Source organism: Streptomyces sp. NC-S4 (assembly GCF_054353315.1).
This window is the reverse complement of record NZ_CM135937.1, coordinates 2,869,352-2,891,149: the sequence shown is the minus strand read 5'-3', so window position 1 is coordinate 2,891,149 and position 21,798 is coordinate 2,869,352. Positions and strand designations below refer to the sequence as shown.

General features: G+C 71.6%; 18 protein-coding genes. 9 read left to right on the top strand and 9 right to left on the bottom strand.

Annotated features, from left to right (window positions below; all coding sequences use genetic code 11):
* Positions 1 to 44: 44 nt before the first annotated feature.
* Positions 45 to 3,500 carry an ALF repeat-containing protein gene (locus tag ACXNSR_RS12545; protein WP_458642146.1) on the bottom strand — a complete coding sequence of 1,152 codons (3,456 nt, stop codon included), beginning with the start codon at positions 3,498 to 3,500 and terminating at the stop codon, positions 45 to 47.
* Positions 3,501 to 3,930: 430 nt separating this feature from the next.
* Here ACXNSR_RS12545 and ACXNSR_RS12540 point away from each other — a divergent pair, with 430 nt between their 5' ends.
* Positions 3,931 to 4,449: a hypothetical protein gene (locus ACXNSR_RS12540; RefSeq protein ID WP_458642145.1), complete on the top strand. Its 519-nt coding sequence runs from the start codon at positions 3,931 to 3,933 to the stop codon at positions 4,447 to 4,449.
* A 50-nt stretch (positions 4,450 to 4,499) separates the two neighbouring features.
* Here the strand turns inward: ACXNSR_RS12540 and ACXNSR_RS12535 are convergent, their stop codons facing one another.
* From ACXNSR_RS12535 to ACXNSR_RS12515, 5 genes are all read right to left on the bottom strand, one after another.
* Positions 4,500 to 5,510 carry an LLM class F420-dependent oxidoreductase gene (locus ACXNSR_RS12535; protein WP_458642144.1) on the bottom strand — a complete coding sequence of 337 codons (1,011 nt, stop codon included), beginning with the start codon at positions 5,508 to 5,510 and terminating at the stop codon, positions 4,500 to 4,502.
* A 100-nt stretch (positions 5,511 to 5,610) separates the two neighbouring features.
* Entirely contained in the window at positions 5,611 to 6,441 is an 831-nt protein-coding gene (locus tag ACXNSR_RS12530) for a hypothetical protein (protein ID WP_458642143.1), read from the bottom strand.
* Positions 6,442 to 6,594: 153 nt separating this feature from the next.
* Positions 6,595 to 7,602: an N-acetylmuramoyl-L-alanine amidase gene (locus ACXNSR_RS12525; RefSeq protein WP_458642142.1), complete on the bottom strand. Its 1,008-nt coding sequence runs from the start codon at positions 7,600 to 7,602 to the stop codon at positions 6,595 to 6,597.
* Positions 7,603 to 7,728: 126 nt separating this feature from the next.
* A complete protein-coding gene (locus tag ACXNSR_RS12520) occupies positions 7,729 to 8,370 on the bottom strand; it encodes a class I SAM-dependent methyltransferase (RefSeq protein ID WP_402696285.1) in 642 nt (213 codons plus the stop codon).
* A gap of 115 nt (positions 8,371 to 8,485) precedes the next feature.
* Positions 8,486 to 10,288, bottom strand: coding sequence for a serine/threonine-protein kinase (locus ACXNSR_RS12515; RefSeq protein WP_458642141.1), 1,803 nt, complete (start codon positions 10,286 to 10,288; stop codon positions 8,486 to 8,488).
* A gap of 203 nt (positions 10,289 to 10,491) precedes the next feature.
* Between ACXNSR_RS12515 and ACXNSR_RS12510 the strand changes: the two genes are divergently transcribed.
* The 3 genes from ACXNSR_RS12510 to ACXNSR_RS12500 are packed head-to-tail and all read left to right on the top strand — an operon-like array spanning position 10,492 to position 13,231.
* Positions 10,492 to 11,340, top strand: coding sequence for a helix-turn-helix domain-containing protein (locus ACXNSR_RS12510; protein WP_458642140.1), 849 nt, complete (start codon positions 10,492 to 10,494; stop codon positions 11,338 to 11,340).
* Positions 11,300 to 11,566: a DUF397 domain-containing protein gene (locus tag ACXNSR_RS12505; RefSeq protein WP_458642139.1), complete on the top strand. Its 267-nt coding sequence runs from the start codon at positions 11,300 to 11,302 to the stop codon at positions 11,564 to 11,566. Before ACXNSR_RS12510 ends, ACXNSR_RS12505 begins: the two co-directional genes overlap by 41 nt.
* A gap of 36 nt (positions 11,567 to 11,602) precedes the next feature.
* A complete protein-coding gene (locus tag ACXNSR_RS12500) occupies positions 11,603 to 13,231 on the top strand; it encodes a serine/threonine-protein kinase (protein WP_458642138.1) in 1,629 nt (542 codons plus the stop codon).
* 195 nt (positions 13,232 to 13,426) lie between these two features.
* Here the strand turns inward: ACXNSR_RS12500 and ACXNSR_RS12495 are convergent, their stop codons facing one another.
* Positions 13,427 to 14,254 carry a hypothetical protein gene (locus ACXNSR_RS12495; RefSeq protein ID WP_458642137.1) on the bottom strand — a complete coding sequence of 276 codons (828 nt, stop codon included), beginning with the start codon at positions 14,252 to 14,254 and terminating at the stop codon, positions 13,427 to 13,429.
* Positions 14,255 to 14,381: 127 nt separating this feature from the next.
* On the bottom strand, positions 14,382 to 14,759 hold the full coding sequence (locus tag ACXNSR_RS12490; protein WP_356795048.1) for a peptidase inhibitor family I36 protein: 378 nt from the start codon (positions 14,757 to 14,759) through the stop codon (positions 14,382 to 14,384).
* 536 nt (positions 14,760 to 15,295) lie between these two features.
* Here ACXNSR_RS12490 and ACXNSR_RS12485 point away from each other — a divergent pair.
* The 3 genes from ACXNSR_RS12485 (at position 15,296) to ACXNSR_RS12475 (ending at position 17,562) form a co-directional block, all read left to right on the top strand.
* Complete coding sequence (locus tag ACXNSR_RS12485; protein WP_458642136.1) at positions 15,296 to 15,910, top strand: hypothetical protein; 615 nt, start codon at positions 15,296 to 15,298, stop codon at positions 15,908 to 15,910.
* Between the two features lie 38 nt (positions 15,911 to 15,948).
* A complete protein-coding gene (locus ACXNSR_RS12480; protein WP_458642135.1) occupies positions 15,949 to 17,013 on the top strand; it encodes a helix-turn-helix transcriptional regulator in 1,065 nt (354 codons plus the stop codon).
* A 186-nt stretch (positions 17,014 to 17,199) separates the two neighbouring features.
* Complete coding sequence (locus ACXNSR_RS12475) at positions 17,200 to 17,562, top strand: hypothetical protein (protein ID WP_458642134.1); 363 nt, start codon at positions 17,200 to 17,202, stop codon at positions 17,560 to 17,562.
* Between the two features lie 77 nt (positions 17,563 to 17,639).
* Here ACXNSR_RS12475 and ACXNSR_RS12470 read toward each other — a convergent pair whose 3' ends face one another.
* The gene (locus ACXNSR_RS12470; RefSeq protein WP_458642133.1) at positions 17,640 to 18,263 is read right to left on the bottom strand and encodes a histidine phosphatase family protein; all 624 of its coding nucleotides are present in this window, start codon (positions 18,261 to 18,263) and stop codon (positions 17,640 to 17,642) included.
* A gap of 140 nt (positions 18,264 to 18,403) precedes the next feature.
* On the opposite strand from ACXNSR_RS12470, the gene ACXNSR_RS12465 reads away from it, so the two are divergent.
* Together ACXNSR_RS12465 and ACXNSR_RS12460 are read left to right on the top strand one after the other, a co-directional pair.
* Positions 18,404 to 20,536 carry an acyl-CoA dehydrogenase gene (locus ACXNSR_RS12465; protein WP_458642132.1) on the top strand — a complete coding sequence of 711 codons (2,133 nt, stop codon included), beginning with the start codon at positions 18,404 to 18,406 and terminating at the stop codon, positions 20,534 to 20,536.
* 12 nt (positions 20,537 to 20,548) lie between these two features.
* Entirely contained in the window at positions 20,549 to 21,760 is a 1,212-nt protein-coding gene (locus ACXNSR_RS12460; protein WP_458642131.1) for a lipid-transfer protein, read from the top strand.
* Positions 21,761 to 21,798: the final 38 nt, after the last annotated feature.

Sequence of the window (21,798 nt, the reverse complement as noted above, 5' to 3'; positions counted from 1 at the left end):
GCCACCTTCTTTGTTCGTCGGCAAGATCATATGACGGGTTCCGGTTACTTGGTGATGTCGACCGACGTCACCTTGCTGCCCTGGATGGCGAAGTCCTTGCCGTACCCGACCGCAGGCAGCGCGGCCCAGGGGCCCAGCGGCGTGCCGCCGTCCTTCGCATCGAAGTTGTAGTCCTTGTAAATGTCGATGCGTACGTCGCCCTTGATCCGGTACTTGCCGCCTTCCAGCTTGGTGAACTCGAGCTCACCGCTCTGCCGGTAGCTGAACCCGCGCATCGCCGCCCACAGATCGGTGCTCTCCGTGAAGGCGAAGCTGTCGTTGTGCCACCAGGAGTCCACTGCCATCCGGCAGGTGGTACCGACGCCGCCGGGGCACCGGTCCGAGGCCATCCCCGCGTACGCCTTCAACTGGTCCGCCCGACGGTCCCGCCAGCCCGGAGCCGCGAACATCTTGGCGAAGTCGTCGTTCGTCAGGTCGTAGGGCTTGTCGTTGCGCACGAACAGCCACCGCTCGTAGAGGCGGCAGGCGAAGTCGCCGAGCGCGCAGACGCCCGAACCCGCGGCGACCACCTGCGGCGCCCACTGCGTCGCCAGCAGCTTGTCCCAGAAGGAGGCGCTGTTGTACTTGGGGTGTTCGGCCTGGTCGGAGCCCGGGTGCAGCTCGCCCTTACCCGTGACGGGGATGCTCGGCTTGGGCTTGAACTCCTCGATGATCTTGTTCATCAGGGCGCTCAGGGCGCGGGTGCCCTCGGTCCGGGCCTCGGTAGCGCTCTTGCCGGCCGCAACGGCGTCGCGGTACGCGCGGTCGGCGGACGCGTAGGCGTCCGAGGCGGACGCGCTGGCCCGAGCCGCGGAGTAGTTCGCCGACTGGGCGGAGTTCTCCGCCCACTGGGCCGACTTCTGCGCCTGCGCGGCCGCGTTCCTGGCCAGCTGGGCCGAGTTCGTGGCCTGCTGGGCGGACTCGTCGGCCGCCTTGGCCGAGTTGCTGGCGTCGCGGGCGAAACCGTCGGCCTTTTCCGCGGAGTTGCGGGCGTCCTGCGCGTAGCGCAGCGCGTCCTCCTTGGCGGCGTTGGCGGTGGCGGCGTATTCGGCGGCCAGCGCGGCGTTCTGGTTCGCCTGCTCCGCGGCCTTCGCGGCGTTGGCGATCAGAGCGCGGACGCTCGCGATGTGCGTGGTGGACTCGTAGTCCTCCTTGGCGGCTTGGAAACGGCCCACGGTCGCGAACTCGTGCAGCAGGTTCGGCGGCCCGGACAGCACGACCTGCGCCCTGGCCTGTCCCTGCGGGCCGCCGTTGCGGGCGACGTCGAGGGCGATGATCCGGTCGTCCTCGATGCGGGCGTCGTACCAGCCCTGCTCCAGGAACTTGCGCAGCGCCTCGGGGGTCTTCGCGTTGATCGCCGCGTCGGCCTCCTTCTGCACGACGGGGCCACCGGTCTGGGAGATCTTCAGGACCTCCACGCGGAAGTCCTCGATCTGCGCCTGGTACTGGCCCGTCTTCAGGAAGGCGGAGACGGACGAGTACGAGCTGCTCAGCGCGGCACTGGCCGCGGGGCGCAGCGCCTGGGAACCGGTGACGGTCATGCTGCCGACCCGCTCGCGGTCGTCCTGCTCCTCCGCGACGGGGCGGTTGGTGCGCACCCACGAAACGACATCGGCGTCCGTGCCGGACAGCGCCGCCTCGGCGGCCATCCGGGTCCACGCGCCGCCGGTCTTGATGATCTGCACGGCGGCCTTGCGGCCCTTGGCGGCGGCGGCGGCCTCGGTGACGCCCGGCGCCACGGCCTCGCCGAGGAGCTGGTTGGTCGCCGCGTCGCGGCGGGTGGCCTCTGCCTCGTTGGCGCGGGCCGTCTTGCGCTTGGCCTGGTCCTGGGCCTTCAGCTCCTGGGCGATGACGGTGGCCTGCTCCTGCTGGGCCTGGAGCTGCGCGGCCTCGGTCTCGCGGGCGGTCTTCTCGATCTCGTTCGCCTGCTTGACCGCGTCCGTGGCCGTCTTGGCGGCCTCGGCCGCCCGTTCCGCGTGCACCTTCGACTGGTTGGCGAAGTTGACGGCCTGCCCCGCGTGGGCGGCGGCCTCTTCAGCGGCTTCGGCCGACTTGCGGGCGTGGCCCGCGGCTTCGTTGGCGGCCCTGTGCGAGTCCCGCGCGGCGGCGATGGCCCGGTTGGCCAGCCGCTCGGCGTTGCCCGCGGCGTTGCCCGCGGTGTTGGCGGCGGCCCGGGCCTTGGCGGCGGCGGCGTTCGCCCGCTGGGCCTCGGCGCTGGAGACGCCGGACTGGCGTCCGGCCTCGGCAGCGGCCTCTGCCGAGGCGGCGGCGTTCTTGCTCGCGCTCACGGCCGCCTTGGCGGAGCCGATCGAGGAGACGAGCGAGTCGATCGCGCTGGACAGCGCATTCGCGATGGACTGGGCGCCTTCGGCGGCCTCGCGGGCCTGCCGTGCGGCGTCCCGGGCCGCGCCGGCCTGGGCGTTGTCCTTCGAGGCGGCGGACGCCGCGTTGTACGCGCGGGACGCGGCGTTGCCGGCGGCCGTGGCGGCGCTGGCGGCGGCCGCGGCCGCGTGGGCGGCCTGCCGTGCGGCGGACATGGCGGTGTTGGCGGCCTGGATCGCGGTCCGGGCCGCGGCCGCGGCGCCGGTCGCCGCGTCGGCGGCGCGCACTGCGGCCGCGCGGGCCTCCTTGGAGGAGGCCTGTGCCTGGGAGGCTTCGCGGGCGGCCTTCTCGGCGGCGGCCTTGGCGTCGGCGGCAGCGCGGACGGCGCGTTCGGAGGCCTCCTTGGCCGCCTGCGTCTCCGCCGCCGCGGTCCGGCTCGCCTTGTCGGCGACCTCGCCGAGCTGCGCGATGCTCAACGTCTCCTGGTCACGGGCCCGGGCGACATGCTGCCCGTTGAGCAGGAACTCGTGGACGGCGGCCGCGGAGGTGTTGAGGGCCTCCTGAGCTGCCTTGCTGAGGAGCGGGCCGGCGGACTGGAGCATCATCATGACCTCGATGCGCTCGTCCTCGGCCCGTGCGGCGTACTGGCCGTCGGACCGGAACGCCAGCAGCGCCGCGATGGTCTTCTTGTTGATGGCCTTCGTACCGTCCTCGCGGACGGCGTCCCCGCCGGCGTTCATGATGTCGAGTACGGCCATGCGCTCGTCCTCGAGGGCGGCGCCGCTCTTGTTGAGGTCCTGCTTCAGGTAGTCGTGCAGCTTCTGCGGCCCCCCGTTGATGGCCGCGTTCAGCTCGGCGGCGACGTTGGGGCCGGCGCTGTTGAGCATCATGAACGCCTTCATGCGTTCGTCCTGCTGCTGGTACGAGGCCGCGTCGTTCTTCAGGAACGCGCTGACCTCGGCGTCGGTGCCGGCGAGGACCGCGGCTGCGGCCTCCTTGGTCGTGTCGCCACCGGTGCGCCACAGTTCGACGAGCCGGGCGCGTTCGCTCAGCGGCGGGACGGCCGGGTCGGCGGCGGCCGCGCCGGCCGCTCCCCCCAGCAGTCCGACGCTCAGCGTGAGCGTGATCGCTCCCGCCACGGTCGAGCGGAAGATTCCCCCGCTCAGCCCGAAGAGCGGACCCTGATTCCAGGGTCTGGTTTTCCTATTCAACTTTCAATCCCCCACGGATGAAGCGTGTGCTAAGTGGAATGTCAGGTTCGATTTGTGTCGGAACCCGAGTGTCTCGGGTGACAGTACAGGGGGCGTCCGGCCGTGATCGTGGCTGCCGTTCGCGTCCGGACTGGTTGTCTGGTTCCTGCAGTTGTGATTTTTTTGAACCAAGATGGTGTGGTACAAAAGATCTTGCCGTACGGGACGGTTGATGCGCGGGGGGGAATTTCGCGACCGGAAAGCCCCTTGCGATTACTCGCGGGTAGGGTCTCATTGCCGTACGGAAAATCTGTGCGCGCGCGTGTCCGGAAATCGGCTGCTCGCATTCCCCCTCTTTTTCACATCAGGAAGAGGAAGAATGAATAAGCTGTCGCGCAATGCACTGACGGTCGGCGCTGTGGTCGCCGCGGTGGGCGCGGTGGGTGTGGCCGGTTCGCTGGGCGCGGTCGCGAAGCCGGCGCCCGTGGCACAGGCCGCGAGCTCCGCGGAGATGCCGTACGCGGTGGAGAACTTCGAGTACCCCAAGGTGCAGGCCGACGAGGCCTTCGCGGCGCGCGGCATCAAGCTCAAGAGCGGTGACGGGAACATCATGTACGTCGACTGCGCCGTCGGCGGCAACCTGCTGGAGGTCTACAGCAGCACCGACCGCACCGACACCTTCTGCTTCAGTGTCTCCGGCAACGGCGGCTACCTGAACCTCGAACTGCCCGCCGTCTACTCGGTCAAGGGCAACGACTACAAGGTCCGCGTCGACATGACCGTCGACAAGACCGAGGTCTCCTTCGACGTCAAGCAGAACTCCTGGACCAGCGTCGGCAAGCTCGTCGACCCGGCCAAGCGCGACCACGCGCTGGTGTCGATCCGCGCGACCAAGTAGTCCCGCGGCGGCCGCGGCCCGGGGGCACCCGGGCCGCGGCCGCAGACGGCCTAGCTGTTGAGCTCCGCCAGGACGCGCAGGGTGTGGGGGTCCGGGGCCGTCAGGAGGAGGTCGGTCACCGGGCCCTTGCGCCAGAGGTCCAGGCGTTCGGCGATCCGCTCCCGGGGGCCGATGAGCGAGATCTCGTCGGCGAACCCGTCCGGTACGGCCAGGACCGCCTCCTCCTTGCGGCCCGCGAGGAACAGCTCCTGGATGCGGCGGGCCTCCTCCTCGTAGCCCATGCGGGCCATCAGGTCGGCGTGGAAGTTGCGGGCCGCGTGGCCCATGCCGCCGATGTAGAAGCCGAGCATCGCCTTGACCGGGAGCAGTCCCTCGGCGACGTCGTCGCAGACCTTGGCGCGGGCCATCGGCGCGATCATGAAGCCCTCGGGGAGGTCGGTGAGGGAGGCCCGGTAGGCGTCGGTGCGGGTCGGGGACCAGTACAGGGGGAGCCAGCCGTCCGCGATGCGGGTGGTCTGGGCGATGTTCTTGGGGCCCTCCGCGCCGAGGAGGATCGGCAGGTCCGCCCGCAGCGGGTGGGTGATCGGCTTTAGGGGTTTGCCGATGCCGGTGCCGTCCTCCCCGCGGTAGGGGTGGCTGTGGAAGCGGCCGTCCAGGGCGACCGGGCCCTCGCGGCGCAGTACCTGCCGGACGACGTCCACGTACTCGCGGGTGGCGGTGAGCGGCGAGGAGGGGAAGGGGCGCCCGTACCAGCCCTCCACGACCTGCGGTCCGGACAGGCCGAGGCCGAGCATCGTCCGGCCGCCGGAGAGGTGGTCCAGGGTCAGGGCGTGCATGGCCGTGGCGGTCGGGGTGCGGGCGGCCATCTGCGCGATGGCGGTGCCGAGGCGGATCCGTGAGGTGTGCGCGGCGATCCAGGTCAGCGGGGTGAAGGCGTCCGAGCCCCAGGCTTCGGCGGTCCACACCGAGTGGTAGCCGAGGTTCTCGGCCTCGGTGGCGAGGTCGAGGTGGGCGGGGGAGGGGCCGCGGCCCCAGTAGCCGAGTGCGAGTCCGAGGCGCATGTGCGGTCCCTCCAGAATCTGACGAGGCGTCAGGTGACTGTAGGGCAACGGCCCCCCGCCCGGAAGGGCGGGGGGCCGTCGGCTCGGGTCCGGGCGGCGGTCAGCCGCGCTGGATGCCCGAGGTGTCGTTCAGCACGCCGCGGCGGCCGTCCTGGGTCTGGGCGATCAGGGTGGCCGCGCCACGCTGCTCGACGGCCAGGTACCAGGTGCCCGGGGCGAGTTCCGCGATCGGGGTCGGGGAGCCGTCCTCCGCGTAGAGGGGACGGGCCACCGGCACCGCGAACCAGAACGGCGTGAAGTCCGCCGCCGGGGCCGGGGCCGGGGCCGGGGTGTGCTGGGAGTCCTGCGGACCGGGACCCGGGGCCGGGTTCGGCGTGCCGCCGTACGGCGGGACCGGCTGCGGCGTGGAACCGTACGGGGTCTGCTGCGCGCCCGGGTAGCCGTACCCGGCACCCGGCTGGGGCTGGCCCGGCTGGCCGCCGTACGGCGGGACCGCGGCGGGACGCGGCTCCGGGACGAGCTGGCCTGCGAGCGCAGGGATCTTCGCACCGGCGATGGCCACACCAGCCAGGGCCAGCGTGGCCAGCAGGGCGAGGATGGAGCCCGCGCCCAGGTCGAGCAGGGTCGGGCACGCGATGAGCGCCCACAGCGAGGACCAGGCGGCGGAGACGGCGAGCACGGTGCCCCACGCCGTCAGCGGCAGGCCGGCCAGCTTGCGCTCCGGCTGGAAGCGCGACGCGATCAGCAGGCCGGCGGAGATGAAGCCGAGCAGGAAGATGCTGGGGAGCGTCAGGTGGTTGGCGTCGAGGTCCCACACGCTCGGCCGGTCGATACCGGTCGCGGAGTAGAAATCGAGGAACGAGGCGATGAACAGCAGCGCCGCTGCTCCGATCACCACGCCGTCGCCTCGAGTGAGGGAGCGGATGTTCACGTCTTAGGTGTCCTTCTCGGTCTCGGTCGTCGTCTCGTGGTGCCGCGGTCGCAGAACGTGCCTGCAGCGGGGCGGGCGGCACCATGGTACGGAGGTTTCCGACGGCCGAGATGATCGGGGCGGCGGGTGGTCCCGCCGGACTCCCGAGGGGGACTACCCGCCGAGGAAGCCGACGATGCCGTCCGCGATGCCCTGGGCCGCCTTCTGCCGCCACTCCGGACTCGTCAGCTGCGCCGCGTCCTTGGCGTCACGCATGTTGCCGCATTCGATGAACACCTTGGGCTGGGTCGAGAGGTTCAGTCCGCCGAGGTCGTCGCGCACGACCAAACCGGTTCCGCTGCCGAGGTAGTTGGCGGGGGCGGAGCCGGTGGTGCGGGCGAAGTTGCCGGCGATCCGCTCGCCCAGTTCCCGGGACGGTCCGACGATCTTCGCGGTGTCCGCGGCGCCGCCCTTGACCTTGGCCGGGAGGATGATGTGGAAGCCGCGGTTGCCGGACGAGACCCCGTCGGCGTGGACGGACACGACGGCGTCGGCCTTCGCCTCGTTGCCGATGCGGGCGCGCTCGGTGATGCAGGGCCCCCACGGGCGGTCGGCCTGGTGGGTGAGGACGACCTTGGCCCCCTGGGCCTCCAGGGCGGTCCGCAGGCGCCGGGAGACGTCGAGGGTGAAGTCCGCCTCCTTGTATCCGGCATTGGTGGTGGTGCCGGTGGTGTCGCACTCCTTGTGGCCCGTGCCGATGTCGACCTGCTGGTCGATCTCGTCGGTGTGGTCGAAGTTCCCGGCGTTGTGGCCGGGGTCGACGACCACGGTCTTTCCGGTGAGCGGGCCCTTGGCGGGTGCGGGTGCGGCCGCGGTGGTGCTCTGACTGGCGCTCGGGGTCCCGCTCGGGGTCCCGCTCGGGGTCCCGCTCGGGGTCGAGCCCGGCTTCGCGTCCCGCTGGCCCGGCGACAGGGCCGAGTGCGAGGCGGACAGCGGCACCGGGCGGGAGTGCCCGTCCGACCCCGTCCCGGCGAACGCCTGGGTCAGGACCCAGCCCGCCAGCGTGGCCGGGGCGAGCGCGGCAACCCCGACGACGAGCGTGGCGCGTCGGGTGAACCAGGGCCGGTCCGGGGCGATGGAGGAGCCGGACTCGGGGGGCGGGGGGCTGTTGTCGTTGCGCACGCCGCGATGCTAGACCCGCCTCCCGCCGCTCGTCCGGACCGTAGGCCATCCGAAGGCGTGGTGCGATTGTCGGCCCGGCGTTCATCAGGTCGGATGACCGGCCTGGTGAGCGCGCCCCCCTGACCCTCAGATACCGGCGCCCGTGCGCCGCAGCACGCGCAGCGAGTCGGTGACGGAGATCTCCTCGAATGCGCCCGAGGCCAGGGCCCGCAGGTAGATCCGGTACGGGGCCTGGCCGCCGTCGGCCGGGTCCGGGAAGACGTCGTGGATGACGAGCGTGCCGCCCTCCGCGACGTGCGGGGCCCAGCCCTCGTAGTCGCCGCTCGCGTGCTCGTCCGTGTGGCCGCCGTCGATGAAGACGAAGCCGAGCTTGCCGCCCCACGTTGCCGCGACCTGCGGGGACCGGCCGACGATCGCGATCACGTGGTCCTCCAGCCCGGCCTTGTGCAGGGTCCGGCGGAAGGTCGGCAGGGTGTCCATCAGCCCGACCTCCGGGTCCACGACCGTCGGGTCGTGGTACTCCCAGCCCGGCTGCTGCTCCTCGCTGCCCCGGTGGTGGTCGACGGTGATCGCCGCCACGCCGGCCTCGCGCGCGGCGTCGGCCAGCAGGATGGTGGAGCGGCCGCAGTACGTGCCGACCTCCAGCAGCGGCAGCCCGAGAGCCCCGGCGGCGGTGGCCGCCTCGTACAGGGCGAGGCCCTCGCGTACGGGCATGAACCCCTTGGCGGCCTCGAAGGCGGCGAGGGTCTCCGGCTTGGGGGTGGCCATGGTTCCTCCGGCGGTGATCGTGTGTGGCGGCCCATGGTGCCCTACCCGCTGGTAGGACGCTACGGCCGGGGTGGGGCTCGTACGCCGCCGCCCGGCCCTCCGCCCCGGTCTCCCGTCAGCGGCCGAACAGCCGGGACAGGCCGCTCGTCCCGCCGCCCGTCCCTTCGGCCCGCCGCTGCTCCCGTACGGCCCGCCGGAAGTCCGCCCGGGTGTCGGAGACCTCGTCGGCCAGGTCCTGCATGCCGGGGAGGAAGGGCAGCCGGCGCAGCAACGGGTTCAGGTGCGCCAGGGCGGCCGCCGGATCGCCCGCCTCGCCGATGGCGCGGAGCACCCGGTGGGCCACCTCCGGATTCCCGCGCTCGGCGAGCTCGGCGAGGTCGGGGAAGAGCCGCCAGTACAGGAGCGCGGCTCCGGCGACGTCACCGACCAGCCAGGCGTCGTGGGCCAGCCTGCGCCGCACGTCCAGCAGGACGGGACTGTCGGCGGTCAGGGCCCATTCCAGGTCGGGCAGCAGCGGCCCCAGCCAGGCGCGCTCGCTCAGCGCGCGCTCCCGGCCGCGCGCGTCCCACTGGGCGTCGCGGGGGTGGGCGCCCCGGTGCATGGCCGACGCCAGGTGGTAGCGGGCGGTCAGCGTGACCAGGTCGTGCGAGCCGAGCACCCGCGTCGCCTGCTCGATGATCTCGCGCAGCTCCTGCTCGCTGCGGCGGCCGTCCCCCGAACCGAAGGCCGCCGCCTCGCCGACCCAGGCGGCCCGCCCGGTGATCGTGTCCGGGTGCTCCAGGCCCAGGACCCGCACCATGCGCGGCAGCAGGCGTTCCAGATCGGTCGTCCTGGACCGCCCCGGGAGCCGCATCACGCGGTGGTAGGCGGCCCGTACGGTCAGGGCGTCCTGCGCGCCGAGCTCCTCGGTCAGGTCGTCGGTCAGCATGCGCAGCCGTTCCACGACGTCGGCAGGTTCGTCCTCCAGCAGCTGCGTCAGCCTGCGCTCCAGCAGCGCGCGGACCGGGTCGCCGACCGCGGTGTGCACGGTGGGGGCGTACGACGGCGGGGGCGGGAAAGAGGCCGCCGCCGGCACAGGTGCGGGTGCCTGGCTCCGGGCGATCTCCGCCAGCCGACGGGACACCTCGGCCGCGTCCGCGGGCCGGTCCGCCGGGTCCTTCGCGAGCAGCTCCAGTACGAGGGAGTCCAGCGCGTCCGGCAGCTCCGCGCGCAGCGAGCTCGGCGCGGGCGGCGCGGTCGTGAGGTGCTGGGCGAGCAGCTCGTGCATCTCGCGCGCGGCGAAGGGGCGGGTGCCGGTCAGCAGTTCCATCAGCACGCAGCCCAGGGCGTAGAGGTCGGCCCGCCCGTCGACGGGCACGCCGTTCGCCCCGCCGGTCCACCGCTCGGGGGCCATGTACGGGAACGAGCCGATGACCATGCCGGTGGCCGTCAGCCCGGTCGTGGTGACGGCGCCGCTCCCGGCCTTGGCGATGCCGAAGTCGAGCACCTTCGTCACCCCGCCGTCGGTGACCATCACATTGGCCGGCTTGACGTCCCGGTGGACGATCCCGGCGGCGTGGGCCGCCCCCAGCGCGTCCGCGATGCGCCCGGCCCACTCCAGGGCGTCCGCGAGCGGCGGCACCCCGGCTTCCAGCACGTCGGCCAGGCTGCGGCCCCGGAGCAGCTCCATGACGAGGTAGACGGCGTCGCGGCCCTCGCGCTCGGTGCGGCCGAAGTCGTGGATGGTGGCGATGTTGGGGTGCCCGAGGTTCCCGGCGAGGCTGGCCTCCCGCTCGAAGCGGCGGGTGTCCTCCGGCGTCTGCGGATAGCCGATCTTGACGGCGACCTGGCGGCCCACCCGGCTGTCCTCGGCCCGCCACACCTCGCCGAAGCCGCCCTGACCGAGCAACTCGGCCAGCGCGTACCGGCCTTCGATCACTTCCCGCACCTGCCAGGCCCCCGTCACCACAAGATCAGTTCGGTAGAGCATTATCGCCGTTCGCGCGCGGAGCGACCGTCGACCGCTTCTGACCGACCGTGACCGAGTGCGTGATTCACCCCACCAGAGCGCATGCGGCTGATTACGCTCGGCTACAGGGCGAAACGAACGCCGAACAGCGTGAACTTGGGGGTGACCACCTCATGGTCAAGATCCGCGAGCTCGATCCCAGCGCCTCGCCGCTGGACTTCTACGGCTACGAACTACGGCGCCTGAGGGAACAGGCGGGCCTGAAGCAGGCGCAGTTGGGCGAGATCATCTTCTGCACCGGGTCCCTGATCGGCCAGATCGAGACGACGAAACGCGTCCCGACCCGGGACTTCTCCGAGCGGGTGGACGCGGCCCTCAATACCGGCGGGGTGTTCTCGCGGTTGATCGGGCTCGTGCTGCGCAGCCAACTGCCCACGTGGTTCCAGCCGTACGCGGAGATGGAGGCCCGGGCCTCGTACATCTCCACCTTCCAGGCGCAGTTGGTCTACGGGCTGCTGCAGACGCCCGCCTACGCGCGGGCCGTGCTCGGCGCGCGGACCGAGGGGGACCTGGACGGGAAGGTGGCCGCGCGGATCGACCGGCAGCGGATCCTCGACCGCGAAGACCCGCCACTGATGTGGGTGGTGATGAGCGAGGCCGTACTGCACCAGGAGATCGGTGGCCGCGAGGTGATGCGGAACCAACTCGCTCACTTGCTGGCGCTGCAGAGGAGGGAGTGGGTGAAGGTGCAGATCCTGCCCTTCGAGGCGGGCGCCCACGCGGGGCTGCCGGGCACCTTCACCCTCCTGCGCTTCGACGACGACCCCGACATCGCCTACACCGAGGACTTCGTGCAGGGCCATATGACGGCCAATCCGCAAGCTCTCAGGGAGGGTTCGCTCCGATACGATCATTTGCAGGCAGCCGCCCTGTCCCTGGAGGGCTCGGCGGCACGGATCGCCCGCGTAATGGAGGAGCGTTATGGACACCATCCGGAACCTGACGGGCGCGCAGTGGCGTAAGTCCTCGTACAGCTCCGACACCGGCGGTGAGTGCGTCGAGTGCGCGCCGCTCGGTGACACAGGCTGGCTCAAGGCCTCGTACAGCGGGGACACCGGCGGTGATTGCGTCGAGATCGCCGCTCAGTCCTGCCGCGTCGCCGTGCGGGACTCCAAGAACCCCGAGGGTCCCGTATTCACCGTCCACCCGGCCGCGTTCGAGGTCTTCGTGAAGTCCCTCTCGGTATGATCCGCTCCCTGACGACGGGGAGGGAGTCGGGGGGACATGGAGCGCGTAGGACCGGCCGGTCCGACGCACGTGGGGCCGTTCAAGGTGGCCGGCGTGCTCGGGCAAGGGGGCATGGGACGGGTACTGCTGTGCGCCGGGCCTGACGGGCGGCTCGTCGCCGTCAAGCAGGTGCTCGCGCACTTCGCCGACGACGAGGGCTTCCGGGCCCGCTTCCGGCGCGAGGTCGCGGCCTCGCGCAAGGTCTCCGGGGCCTACACGGCGGCCGTTATGGACGCCGACGCGGACGCGCCGACGCCTTGGCTCGCCTCGGTGTTCGTGTCCGGGCCCTCGCTCGGGGACGTGGTCAAGGCGGACGGCGCGCTGGAGGAAGCCGTCGTCCACCGGATCGCGGCGGGGCTCGCGTCGGCGCTCGCGGAGATCCACCGGGCGGGGCTGATCCACCGGGACCTCAAGCCCGACAACGTGCTCCTGACCGAGGACGGGGTCCGTGTCATCGACCTCGGCATCGCGCGGGCCACCGAGGGCGAGGTCGAGGGCGACACCGGGCTGACGCGCACCGGCTGGGTGATCGGTTCACCCTCCTTCATGTCGCCCGAGCAGGCCGAGAGCAAGCCGCTGACACCGGCGAGCGACGTGTTCTCGCTCGGTTCGATGCTGGTCATGGCGTTCACCGGCAGCAGCCCCTTCACCGGGGCTTCGACCCTCCGGACGCTCTACGACGTGGTGCACTCCACCCCCGACCTGAGTGCGGTGCCCGACGGGCTGCGCGGGATCGTGGAGCGCTGCCTGGCCAAGGACCCGGCGGCCAGGCCCACCCCGGCGCAGCTGCTGGAACTCCTCGGGCCGGTCGCTCCGGCCGGCCTGCAGTGGCCGCCCGCCGTGTACCGGATGCTGGCCGCGCAACGGGCGGACATCGACCGGCTGCTGTCCGCCGACACGGCGACCGCGGTGGCGCCGCAGGAACCGCAGGCGGAGCCGGATTCCGCTCCCGAGCCCGAGCCCGATGCGTCGGTGGAGCGTGCGGCCGAGGTCGTGGACTCCGCCCCGCCGCCCGTTCCTCCCCGGCCGGCGAGCCCGCCGACCGAGCCGTCGCCCACGCCACCGCGCGGGCGGTCGCGGACCGTGGCGCTGGTGGCCGCCGGAGTGCTGGTGGCGACGGGCGTCGGCGTGGGGGCGTACACGGCCCTGGACCGGAAGACGGAAAGTACCGGTACCGGTATCGGTCCCGCCGCCTACACCGACGCACCGGCCTGTCCGGAGGCGACCCGGGACATCCCGCTGACCCGGCGGAACCCCCAGGAGGACTTCCACGTCGCCAGGGACTTCGAGGCGAAGACGATGTGCTCCTGGTACGAACCCGTCTCCGACAAGTGGATCGCGATGGTCCGGTGGGAGGTCAAGCTGGGCGGTGGCGACGCCGCCAACGCGAAGCTCCAGCAGGCCGAGTTCGCCACGGACGCGGCGGCCGGGAAGAGGGTGAACAACCTCGGATTCGGCGACGGGGCGTACTGGAGGACCACCGACACCGAGTGGACCTGTGAGCTCGCCGTCCGCCACGGCAATCTGATCATCCGGGTCGGCCTCGCCCAGTCCGGGGGCTGTGAGCAGAAGGCCAAGGAGGTCGCCAAGGCCGCACTGAAGCCCGTACCGGTCAAGTCGGGCTGACGGGTCGGCCGAAGCCGACCTCGGTGAAGGCGCAACCCCCGCGCTCGGTGTGCGGCAGCGCCTGTCGGGACATGAGCCTCGGAGCCTGCCGGGCGCGGGTGCTCGGAGCCGAACACCCTTGGGCGGCGTGGTCGCTGGAGCGGCTCGCGGAGCGGCGGCGGGGGAGCCGGACCGAGCCTTGACCGCCGGGAGGGGCTACTGGCCGGTCGCGGCCTTCGCGGCGGACATGGTCTTCTGTTTGGCGAGCAGCGGCCCTGCCAGGGCGGCCGAATTGGACTCGATCAGGAAGCGCTGGTATTCGCTTTCGGCGGCGGACCACACGCCGATCAGGTTCACCTTCTGTTTGCACAGTACGTCGGCGAGTGCCACCTGCTTCTCGTGGTCTCCGGGGGTCTTGCCGCTGAATTCCTTGTCGTTGATCGCGGCGAGGGGGTCGGGGTAGGTGTGCCCGGACTCCTTCATGCAGTCCGACCATTCCTGGGTCGCTTTGACCACCGCAGGGGCCTTCTGCGATCTCGTGTAGCTTTCCATGTTCAGCTTGTGGGGGAGGCTCAGGGCGTCCTGCAGCTCGGCCTCGTGGAGTTCTCGCTGCGCCTCCCCGCTGCATCCGCCCTGCGGTACGGCTGCGCCGTTGTAGGTGGCCGCCTCGCCCGTGACGAGCGGCAGGATCGACGAGGGATAGTCCTCGGCCCGTTTGTCCATCGCGGGCACGTGGTATCCGTGCTGCTTCGCGAGCTCCGCGTCGGCCAGGCCGTAGCGCCTCTCGTTCGTTTCGATATCGGCGCTTCCCGGGTCTTTGGGGGTGTACGGGACGCCCAGTCCGCCCAGGCAGCGCTGCATGATGGAATCTCGCCCACGGGCGAGCGCTGCGGCGTCGACCGTGGTCAGCAGGTAGTCGTCCAGAGGCAGCTGGAGGGCCTTGCTGTCGGCGAGCCGGTGCACTGCCGTCGGGCCCGGGGCTGCGGTGGGGCCGGCGGTGGCGGCCGAGCACGCGGACAGGAGCGGGATCAGCAGCACTGCCATGCCGGCACACGCCCTGGAGGAAGGGGCGGTCACGTTCACTGGTTTTCCTCTACAGGTGGCAAGGAAGGGTGCTCCACAGTCGCGACGGCGGTCGTGGAGCACCCTTTACCGGTTCAGGTGCCGATGCTCAGCAGATCATGTCCCTGAGGGAAGCGTTGTTGTTGTACGTGTTCACGAGGTTCCGGGACGTGTGGGCCGGAACGGTGTCGTACGGGCCGGCGTAGTTCGAGTTGTAGTAGACCCGGTAGCAGTAGTTCGAGGCGTTCTGTGTCGACGCGGCATTGTTCTTCACCGGCTCGCCCTCACCAGTGGCCCACGTGGTGAATATTTCCCCGGCGAGATTGGGTACGTCGCCGTCCGTGAACCATCGGGCGCCGCCCTGGTTGGAGTTGTAGTAGAGACAGAAGAAACCGGTCTGGCATGCGTATGCACTGGCCGGTGTGGCCATTCCGATGGTGACACCGGCTGCCGCGACCAGGAGTGCCAGGGTCCGCTTCATGCGCATGGTTCATCCCCCTACGTAGTGGTGTTCTCGCCGACGCCAAATCAGGCGCCACGAAGGGGAATCGGTTCCCGAATGCGGCACGCTCGGACCCAGGCCGGCCGTGTCGGTGCCGACTATAGTGAACGGTCCATCCACGCTCAACAGCCTGCATATAAGCCCGAGTTGGGGTGAAGTGAGTCGGTGGACCCGCTATCTGCGAGATGCACTCGGACGGCGTTCGGTTCGAACACCACCTCCGGGCAACGGGGTTCGGACGGCCGTGTGCGGCCACGATCCTGGCACACGGGTGCAGTCGTTCGGCTGCGGCCGGGCAGGGGGTGTCCGGGTCGGTGCACAAGAATCAAGCCATCGACTGGCTGCGACTGCGGAGAACCGGCGGCGTCAGGGGGCGCTGGATTTCGGTGGAAAGTCGAACAGTGTGCGCAAACCGGGTCCATGAACCGGCCAGAATGCTTTGCGGTCACCCCTCATTTGATTGACTGCCGTCAGGTCTTCGTTGAGGATTCCTCTGGAAAGTCCATGGGGGGAGAGGGATCGTGAACTTTTCGCGCACTCGTGCCGCGTCGCTGTCAGCGCCGCTCGGGATTGGTGTGGTGCTCGGCTTGCTGGGTGCTGCCTCCCAGAAATGGGACAGCCCCGTCGGCGTCGTCGCGAACGCCGTCTTCTCCGGCGGGTGGGCGTGGGCCTGCTATGCGTTCCTGGTGGGGTATTTCCGCCGGTCCAAAATTGAATCAGCCCTTCTTTCGTCTTTCGGGCTGGCTGTCGGGGTGGTGACCTACTACCTGTACAAGGATCTCGGCGCTGCCGCCCCGAGCGGACTGGAGCCCGGCCTGTCGGGCGGCGGCGGATCGCTCTCCGGGATCATGGCGTGGGGAACGCTGGCGTTCGTGTTCGGCGCACCTGTCGGATTCCTGGGCAACCTGGCGCGGCTGCAGGGCATCGGTGGCCTCTTCTTCCGGCTGCTCATTCCGCTCGTGGCCTTCTACGAGACCTCCATGCGCTTGACCAACGAGTCGCTCGGACAGGATCCGGTCGTCATGGCCACCTGGAACGCCGTCCGGATCGTCGCGGTCGCCGTTGCGTTCGCCCTGGTGGGACACGTCATCTGGAATTGGTGGAACGCTCGGCGTACTCGCGCGGTGGAGGCCTGAAGGGGCCTCTGTGCCCAGTTCGGGGATAATTGGGCGATGTGGGCCTTACGTTCTTCGACGACAGGCGTCTGGCGTGTGACCTCTATGCCGCGGCGAGCCAGGACGCCGCGGCCGAGCAGGTCGGAGCGGGGATCTCGCGCGTGCTCGCCCCCATCGTGGCCCACGACGCGCTGAGCCTGGTGGGAACCGACCCGGCGACCGGTCCCGGGCTGGGCAGTTTCAGTTTCTGGCACCAGTACGACCCCGCGCTGGTTATGGAGCTCGTCATGCACCGGCATCTGGGGGACGACCCGCGGCGGTCGGCGATGCCGACGCTGCTGCGGACCCCGGCCGTCGTCGTGGGCGCGGGCACGGACGGGTCGCCCGGGCCCGACCCGCGCATACGGGAGATCCTCACCGCCCACGGGGCGAGCTCCGAGCTGCGTCTGCTCCTCCAGGACCGGCACGGCGTGTGGGGGGCTCTCGGTCTGCTCCGCTGCGAAGGTGCCGCGCCGTTCCGCGAGGACGACGCCCGGCGGGCGGCCCGGCTCGTACCGGCGCTGCTGGCCGCCCTGCGCCGGTACGCGACGGCCGGTCCGCTCTGCCCCGAGGTTCCCCCGTTGTCGGCCGGGGTGATCACCATCGGTTCCGACCACCGGATCAAGGCCGTCAGCCCCCAGGCGCAGCTGTGGCTGGACCAGTGGTCGGCGCACGGCATCCCCTCGTGGGTGCCGGGGCCCTTCTTCGTCTCGATCTCCCTCGTCGCCCGGACGGAGGCCCGCCGTCGGGGCGGGGCGATTCCCCTGGTGTGCGCGCCCCCGGCCGCCTCCGGCCGCTGGACCACGTGCCAGGGCCAGGTGCTCGACGCGGACGCCACCGGAGACGTGGCCCTCGTCGTCCAGGGGGCCACGTGGGACCTGGTCCTGCCGTCGCTGTGCGCGTGGTACCGCATCACGCCCCGGGAACGGGACGTCGTCACGCAGCTGCGCACCGGGGCATCCGTCAAGCAGATCGCCCGCCGCCTCGACCTGTCCGCGTACACGGTCAACGACCATCTCAAGGCGGTCTTCCGCAAGACCGGGGCGGACGGGCGCGACGAACTCGGTGCCGCGCTGACCCGCTGATCCGCGGTTCGTACATCCCTGAAGTCAGGGGGTCGCGGCGGCGCGGATCCGGCCCACCATGAGGAACGAGACCGGTACAGCGCACACGGGTCCGGTCTTCCGGAGATCCCCCCCCACAGGCACGGCGTGCGGACACCGACACGTCCCCGCCGTGCCGGGATCCCCTCCTCACCGAAGGGAACGGACATGACTGAGAACACGGCAAGCGGCAGCGCAGTGAAGGCCGGGCCCGCGCAAGGCATCCCGGCCACGGGCGGAAGCGGGGGCGAGGCCCAGTTCAATCCGGAGATGGCCGCCAACACCTTCGACTTCGTGGGTCACGGCGTCTTCGAAGGGGAGGCGACGCTGCCCGGCTCCAGGGGCGCCTACAACATGGTGCTCGCCAACGTCACGGAGTTCAGCCCCGTCACCGACAAGCCCATCATGGGATCCGCCATCGTCACCCTGCACAACGTGGTGCCCCTGGACGGAGGAAAGGCGAAGGTGCGCATGGAAGCGCGCTGGCCGGAAGACCTCTACATCAGGGTCCAGTTCATGTGGTTCCTCTGAACACCCGAACGCCGAACCGGCACCACCCGGGGGGGCGCGGGAGACCGCGCCCCCTCGGAGGGTCCTTCCGGGCTCCTTCAGACGTGCAACTCGGGCGGGAAGCCCGTCCAGCGCAGTTCGGCCGGCAGGTGCCGCATGTCGTTGGAGAGGAGCACGGCGGCGGGCCGGCCGGGTGCGTAGCGGATGACGGTCAGGGCGGCGTTGGCGTGGTTGAGGCCGAGCCAGCGCCACTTCGGCGCGTGCATGGCCTCCCGGACGAGCCAGGCGACGAGGAAGTTGTGCGTGACGACCAGTTCGTGCCGGTCCTCCGTGCCGGCCACCGGCCCGGTGAACAGCTCCGTCGCCCGGCGGGCCAGTGCGGGGCCGTGCTCGCGCTCCTCGGCGCTCGCACCGGCGAGGAAGTCGAGGTAGTAGTCGGCGGAATCCGGCGGGAGTTCCTCCCTTTCCGGCAGGTGGGGGACGTAGTCGCCGGCGGCCTCCGAAAGGTGCAGGGGGACGCCCGCCAGCTGGTCGCCGATCAGGGCGGCCGTCTGCTGCGCCCGGGGCAGCGGGCCGTGGTGGACCGCAGCGAGGGGGACGTCCCGCAGGCGCCGGCCGAGCAGTACGGCCTGTCGGCGGCCGTCCTCGGTGAGCCCGCTCTCGTCCGGCGATGCCTCGGCGTGCCGGGCGAGATAGAGGTATCGGGTGGCCGTGCCGGTCATTCCAGACTCCTTCGAACCCGTAATCGATCTTGTCCATCGGGGGGACGTCACCCCTTCCGCCGCCGGTTCCCGCCCCCTGTCCCGGAATCGACCGTCATCTGACCTTCCGTCAGATTGGAACGTGTTCTAGTCTGCCGCGCATGGGCATCGGAATCACGCAGGAACAGCGCGAGTTGGCCGAGGCGGTGCGCGGCTGGATCGCGCGCGCCGTGCCTCCCGAGGAGGTCCGCAAGCTGCTCGACACCCCGCCGCAGACCGGGGCGCGGCCCGCCTACTGGGACGCGCTGACCGCGCAGGGCCTGCTCGACCCGCACCTGGACGGCGGCACCCTCCTCGACCTGGCCGTCGTCGTCGAGGAGGCGGCCCGGGCCGCGCTGCCGGGGGCGTACCTGCCGAGCGCGCTGGCCTCCGTACTGCTGGACCGGGCCGGCGCCGAGCCGCTCGAAGGCCGGGTCGGGGCGGTCGCGCTCGGGCCGGGAACCCTGACCGCCGTCGCCGTCGAGGGCGGCGGCCACCTGCTCGACGGAGTCGCCCCGCCGGTGCTCGGCGCCGGTGAGGCCGACCTGCTGCTGCTCGCCGCCGAGGCCGCGGACGGCACCCGCTGGTTCGCCGTGGACGCCGCCGCGCTGGACATCCGTACGCACGACAGCGCCGACCCCACCCGGCCCACCGCCGAGGTGCGGGCGCGCGGGGTCGTCGCCGGCCCGGACCGGCGCCTGGCGCTGGACACGGCCCTGGTCCGCGACCTGGCCTGCACGCTCTTCGCCGCCGACGCCTGCGGCACCGCCGCCCGGGCGCTGCACACGGCCGCCGAGTACGCGAAGGTGCGCGAGCAGTTCGGCCGGCCCATCGGGCAGTTCCAGGGCGTCAAGCACCTGTGCGCCGACATGCTGGTCCGGCTGGAACAGGCCCGGGCGCTGGCCTGGGACGCCGCGCGGGCGATGGACGAGCCCGCCGACGTGCGCACGCTGGTGGCCGCCCTCGCCGCCGGGACCGCCCTGGACGCCGCCTGCTCCTGCGCCAAGGACTGCATCCAGGTCCTCGGCGGGATCGGCTTCACCTGGGAGCACGACGCCCACATCTTCCTGCGGCGGGCGCTGGTCGCCCGCCAGCTGCTGGGGTCCGGCGACGGGCACCGCGTACGGGCCGTGCGGTGCGCGGCGGGCGGTGCGCGGCGCGAGCTGCGCCTGGAACTGCCCGCGGAGGCCGAGACGTACCGCGCGAAGGCACGGACCGCCATCGCGGACGCGCGGGGACTCGATCCGGCCGCCGCCCGCCGGATCCTGGCCCCCACCGGCTACGCGGCCCCCTACCTGCCACCGCCCTACGGGATCGGCGCGGGTCCCGTCGAGCAGCTCGTCGTCCAGCAGGAGCTGAGCGCGGCCGGCGTGAAGGTCGCCGACCTCGGGATCGCCACCTGGGTGGTGCCCTCGCTGCTCGCCTACGGGACGCCCGCCCAGCGGGAGGCCCACCTCCTGCCGACCCTGCGCGGCGACGTCACCTGGTGCCAGCTCTTCTCGGAGCCGGGCGCCGGCTCCGACCTGGCCTCGCTGCGGACCCGGGCCGAGCGCCGGGAGGACGGCTCCTGGAAGGTCAACGGGCAGAAGGTGTGGACGAGTTCCGCGCACAGCGCCGACTTCGGGATCCTGCTGGCCCGCACCGACCCGGACGCGCCCAAGCACAAGGGCCTCGGCTACTTCGTCGTCGACATGAAGAACACCCCCGGCATCGACGTCCGGCCGCTGAAGGAGATCACCGGCGAGGCCCTCTTCAACGAGGTGTACTTCGACGACGCGGTGCTCCCGGCGGACGCGCTGGTCGGCGCGGCGGACGGCGGCTGGAAGGTGGCCCGCAACACCCTCGGCAACGAACGCGTCCACATGGCCGACCAGATGACCTTCGACACCGGCCTGGAGGCGCTCCTCGCGCGCGCCGCCGACCTCGACGGCACGTACCGGGCCCGGATCGGCGCGCTCGCCGCCGAGGCGCACGCCCTGGCCTGCATCGGGCTGCGCACCACGCTCCAGCAGGTGTCGGGGCTGGAGCCGGGCGCGGGCGCGTCCGTGCGCAAGCTCGTCCAGACCCCGCACCAGCAGCGGACCGCCGAGCTCGCGCTCGAACTGCTGGGGCCGGCGGGCGCGGTGCGGGAGGGCGCGGGGGAGCGGGCGGTGCACGGGATGCTCATGTCCCGCTGCCTGACCATCGCCGGAGGCACCACGCAGGTCCAGCTCAACGTCGTCGCCGAGCGGATCCTCGGCCTACCCAGGGACTAGGAGTTGTCGGGCATGAAGTCGTACATCGTGGGCGTCGGCATGACGAAGTTCGAGAAGCCGGAGTCACGGGACTGGCAGTACTGGGACATGGCGAAGGAGGCCGGATCGGCGGCGCTCGCGGACGCGGGCATCGGCTACGACCTGGTCGAGCAGGTCCCGGTGGGGTACTGCTTCCAGGCCTCCACGGCCGGCCAGCGGGCCGCGTACGAGCTGGGGCTGTCCGGGGTGCCGGTCTACAACGTGAACAACAACTGCGCGACCGGCTCCACGGCCCTGATGATGGCGCGGCAGTTCGTGCAGGGCGGGATCAGCGACTGCGTGCTGGCGCTGGGCTTCGAGAAGATGAAGCGCGGCGCGCTGGGCGGGGGAGCGGACGGGGGGGCCCGCGGCGGAGCCGCTGATGAATCCTTCAAGACCTCGCCGGTGGCCCGGCACTACGGGATCATGGCCGCGGGCCACGGCTTCGAGATGTCCCCGCCGACCGCGCAGATCTTCGGGAACGCGGCCCGGGAGCACATGGAGCGGTACGGGACCACGGCCGCCCAGCTCGCGGCGGTCGGCGCGAAGAACCACCGGCACTCGGCGAACAACCCGAACGCGCAGTTCCAGGACGTGTACTCGGTCGAGGAGATCCTGGCGGCGAAGGAGATCCACGCGCCGCTGACGAAGCTCCAGTGCTCGCCGACCTCGGACGGCGCGGCGGCGGCGCTGGTGGTCTCCGAGCGGTTCCTGGTGCGGCACGGGCTGCACGGCAAGGCGGTGGAGATCGTCGGCCAGTCGATGACCACGGACACCGAGGCCTCCTTCGCCTCGGGCTCCTGCATCGACGTGGTCGGCAAGCCGATGACGGCGGCGGCGGCCCGGCAGGCGTACGAGGCTTCCGGGCTCGGCATCGAGGACGTGGACGTGGTGGAGCTGCACGACTGCTTCTCGGTCAACGAGCTGCTGACGTACGAGGCGCTGGGCATGTGCGAGGACGGCGCCGCCGGGAAGCTGGTGGAGTCGGGCGCGACGACGTACGGCGGGCGGTGGGTGGTCAACCCGTCCGGGGGGCTGATCTCCAAGGGCCATCCGCTGGGGGCGACGGGGCTGGCGCAGGCCGCGGAGCTGGTGTGGCAGCTGCGCGGTGAGGCCGGTCCGCGGCAGGTGTCGGGGGCGCGGGTGGGTCTGGCGCACAACATCGGGCTGGGCGGCGCGGCGGTGGTGACGCTGCTGCGGCGGTGATTCCGTCAGGACCGCCTGCGCGGTCTCCCCATCCAGCA